Raw genomic sequence first — 3,679 nt, 5'->3', positions numbered from 1 at the left:
TAAGAAGCCGGACGATGAACCAAGATTTGATTCATCGTCCGGCTTTCATTTTGGACTGAGAGTTTTTTCCCAGCCTCATGATTTTTATTTTTTTAGACTCAGTTTTTCGACATTGAGTACCTTATCCAGCCAGCCTTGGTAAAAGCTTTGCTCGTGACTGACCAGAATCAGATTGCCAGGGAATTCCTGCAGTGCTTTTTTAAGCCCTTCTTTGGTCTCGTCATCCAGATGATTGGTTGGCTCATCCATAATCAAGAAATTAGATGGCGTCAGTTCCAGAATCGCCAATTTGACTTTGGTCTGTTCTCCACCCGAAAGTAAATGCAGTGGTTTTTGGGTATTGGCCGCATTGATACCAGCCTTAGCCAGTTTTTGTCGAATCGTCTTTGGCTGCATCGTTGGAAATAAATTTTGAATCGTCTCCAGTGGCGTCAGCTCAGGCTCATTCCAAACCAGGTCCTGGTCAAAATAATTAATGCGCGCAGATGGTGAAAATGATGCACTGCCGCTGATGGCTGGAATCTTTCCCAAGATCGATTTGATCAAAGTCGACTTGCCGACACCATTAAATCCGGTAAACAGCAGCTTTTCGCCCATCGTCATAGAAAAGGTCACCGGTGCGAGCAATGGCCGACCATAGCCAACTGACAGCTGGTTGACCTTTAAGGCATTAGCTGAACCGGTATTTTCATAAGGAAAATGAAACGTGGCCTTTAAATTGTCGGTTGGCGGATCAATCCGTTTCATGCGAGCCAGCATCTTTTCCCGTGACTTGGCCATGGTTGACTTAGAACCTGCCTTGTTTTTGCGAATAAAGCGCTCAGCCTTTTCAATGACCTCTTGCTGTTTTTCATACTCGCGCTCTTGCGTCTCTTTACGCTCAGCTTTTTGTCGCATGGCCTGCTTAAAACTGCCGCGATACTTGGTAATCTTGCCAAATGCCACGTCACAGATCGTATTGGTGACCCGTTCCAAAAAGTCATAGTCGTGCGAGATGATCATCGCAGCCCCGTCGAAGTCGTTTAGATACTCAATCAGCCATTCGATATGGGCCGTGTCCAGATAGTTGGTCGGTTCATCCAGCAAAATAACGTCCGGATTTTCCAATAGCATCTTTGCCAGAATAATCTTGGAGCGTTGTCCGCCACTCATTTCGGAAACAACGTGATCTTTGCCGATATCATTGAGTCCCAGCCCATTCATAACCCGCTCGATCCTGGTCTCAACTCCATAAAAATCAGCCGCATCCAAGCGTTCCTGCAGTCGTCCTGCCCGTTCCAAAAGGCCATCGTCCATTTCGGTTGTGTATCTTGCATACAGCTCGTTCATTCGATCATTGATATCATAAAGTTCTTGAAAGGCCGTATGCAAAAACTGAATCAACGTCATCCCCTGGGGAATATCAACGTATTGATCCAGATAGCCGATTTTGGTGTTTTTCTGCCATTTAATTTCGCCTTCAACCGGTAATTCCTTCCCAATCAGAATCTTGATCAAAGTTGACTTACCCGCCCCATTTTGACCAACGATTCCCATATGCTCATGCTTTTCCAACTGAAAGCTGGCATCTTCATAAAGCTTCTTGTCGGCAAAGCTCATCGTCAGATTTTTAACGTCCAAAACCGCCATTTTCTTCTCCTCATCTTGTACCAAAAATAAACAACGTGATATCAATATTAGCATAGACTCGACCCAACCACCAATTGACAGCAGGGCTTCTTTAAACTGAAAACTATTTATCAGTGTTAAAATAGAGTCGTTGTATTATTACATAATCTAAATAAAGAAGGCATTGCATGGAAATTCTGACAATTTTAGGCAGTCCGCATGATCCAACCGTTTCAACGATTCTGGCTCATCAACTGGTTAAAGGAGCGCGGGCAGCTGCCAACTGCGTTACGATTTTTGATGCTGGCCATCATCCTTTGGCCCCCGTTATGATGGATGCCGATAATCATCTTCTGCCCGGCGACGCAGCAACTGAAAAGCTGCTTGATCAAATGGTAGCTGCTGACTTGATTGTTTTTGCCACACCGATGTTTTATTATGGCATGTCATCGCAAATGAAGGCCGTCATTGATCATATGGGCGAGCGTGATCCACAGCTGCATGGCGAAAAACAGGCAATTCTGGTTGCCAGTGCGCCACATAATGATTTTGACCCGTTAAAATCAGAATTTAAGGCGATTTTTGATCATCTTGGCTGGAAATTTGCTGGTCAGGTCTTAGCTGGCAAGGGTACCACGCCCAAACACCTTAAATTCTATCCTGACCTGGCCTATGAACTGGGGCAAAGTCTTAAATAAATCGCAAGCTGCATTCGCTTGACCTTTAATTATCTTAAACTATCCTTTTAAGCAATCCAGCGATTTTTAGCGATTACTCCAAAAATGACTTCATAATTTTTTCAAATAGTTTTCATCACCCCATCACTTTGTCTTGTTAAATTAAAACTTGTGTGGAGTTTCGCACAACTGAGCAAAAAACAAAACAGATGGAGTGATTACTATCAAGAAAAAAGCAGCTAAGGCCTTAATTGCTGCCGTGGGTGCTGCCGGAGCCATGACCGCCGCGCAGACGACCGCCCACGCCGATACTACGGTTACCGTAGCTTCGGGCGATACGATCTGGTCCTATGCACAGCAATACAAGACTACGGTTTCTTCAATCGTTTCTGCCAATTCACTGTCCAATCCGGATCTGATTTTCCCAGGTCAGCGAATCATGATTCCAGAAACAACCATCAATCGACAAAAGAGCAGCCAAAAGCAGACCACTAAATTTACTGTGGCCAACTCATCAATCAGTGCTGCAAGTACCAGCGTTTTTGCTGATTCCAGCTCAAGCTCGACATCGACTGCCGCCAGTGCTTTAACTAGTACCAGCCAGGCAACTGATGCAGCTGCTCAAAGCATTGCCTCATCACAAACGGCAGCCAGCGATAATGCATCACAGTCATCGTCTGCTGAATCCGTTCAATCGGAAGCAACGACCAGTGATCAAGTCGCTGCTTCTACTGATGCAACGACCAGTTCAACCGAATCAACATCGGCAGCTACAACTGAATCGACTACAGCAGCTGCCACAACCACTACGGCAGCCAGCACGGCTTCTTCGGCAACCTACGAGTCCAACTCGGCAGCTGCCAATGCTGCAATGGCTAACTACACGATTACGTACGGCCTGACCGATGCCGCTAGTGCCAGTGCAAGTTCTACAGCTTCAACCAGCCACGTTGCTGCCGGCCAGGGACTGGCAACTGCCAAGTCAATGATCGGCGTGCCTTATGTCTGGGGTGGCAATACGCCAAGCGGCTTTGACTGCTCCGGTTTGGTGCAGTACTCCTATGGTCTATCCAGCAGCTATCGTACGACGACTCAGCAGGCTACGCTGGGAACTCACTACTATGACGTCGAAAACGCCCCCGCTGGTGCATTGTACTTCTGGGGAACCGATTCAGCACCATACCACGTGGCGATTGCAGAAGGAAATGGCAACTACATCCAAGCCCCAACGCCAGGTCAAAACGTTCAAGAAGGCAGTATTCAATACTACCGTCCCAACTACTACATCATCATGCAGTAGAATCAAAACCTATCAACATACGTCAATTGCTAGTTTGTAACATTCCAAATTTTGCTAGATTATTCGTCATGACAAGTGCCTCGATCTGTGCTTG

The 3,679-nt window shown here is 46.3% G+C and carries 3 protein-coding genes; 2 read left to right on the top strand and 1 reads right to left on the bottom strand.

Features of this window, described 5'->3' with window-relative positions; genetic code table 11:
* Window positions 1-84 precede the first annotated feature (84 nt).
* On the bottom strand, window positions 85-1,629 hold the full coding sequence (locus tag QOS03_RS08950) for an ABC-F family ATP-binding cassette domain-containing protein (RefSeq protein WP_283576170.1): 1,545 nt from the start codon (window positions 1,627-1,629) through the stop codon (window positions 85-87).
* 167 nt (window positions 1,630-1,796) lie between these two features.
* Here QOS03_RS08950 and QOS03_RS08945 point away from each other — a divergent pair, with 167 nt between their 5' ends.
* Both QOS03_RS08945 and QOS03_RS08940 read left to right on the top strand, forming a co-directional pair.
* Window positions 1,797-2,306: a flavodoxin family protein gene (locus QOS03_RS08945; protein WP_283576169.1), complete on the top strand. Its 510-nt coding sequence runs from the start codon at window positions 1,797-1,799 to the stop codon at window positions 2,304-2,306.
* Between the two features lie 193 nt (window positions 2,307-2,499).
* The gene (locus QOS03_RS08940; RefSeq protein ID WP_283576168.1) at window positions 2,500-3,585 is read left to right on the top strand and encodes a C40 family peptidase; all 1,086 of its coding nucleotides are present in this window, start codon (window positions 2,500-2,502) and stop codon (window positions 3,583-3,585) included.
* The last annotated feature ends 94 nt before the right edge of the window (window positions 3,586-3,679 follow it).

Origin of the sequence: Limosilactobacillus pulli, assembly GCF_947381555.1 — a bacterium.
GTDB lineage: Bacteria > Bacillota > Bacilli > Lactobacillales > Lactobacillaceae > Limosilactobacillus > Limosilactobacillus pulli.
The sequence above is the reverse complement of the archived record's forward strand: the minus strand, read 5'-3'. Positions and strand labels throughout refer to the sequence as shown.

Bases quoted from the DNA above. Each gene is read 5' to 3' on its own strand.
- QOS03_RS08950 (WP_283576170.1), bottom strand. From the start codon at position 1,629: ATGGCGGTTTTGGACGTTAAAAATCTGACGATGAGCTTTGCCGACAAG.
- QOS03_RS08945 (WP_283576169.1), top strand. From the start codon at position 1,797: ATGGAAATTCTGACAATTTTAGGCAGTCCGCATGATCCAACCGTTTCA.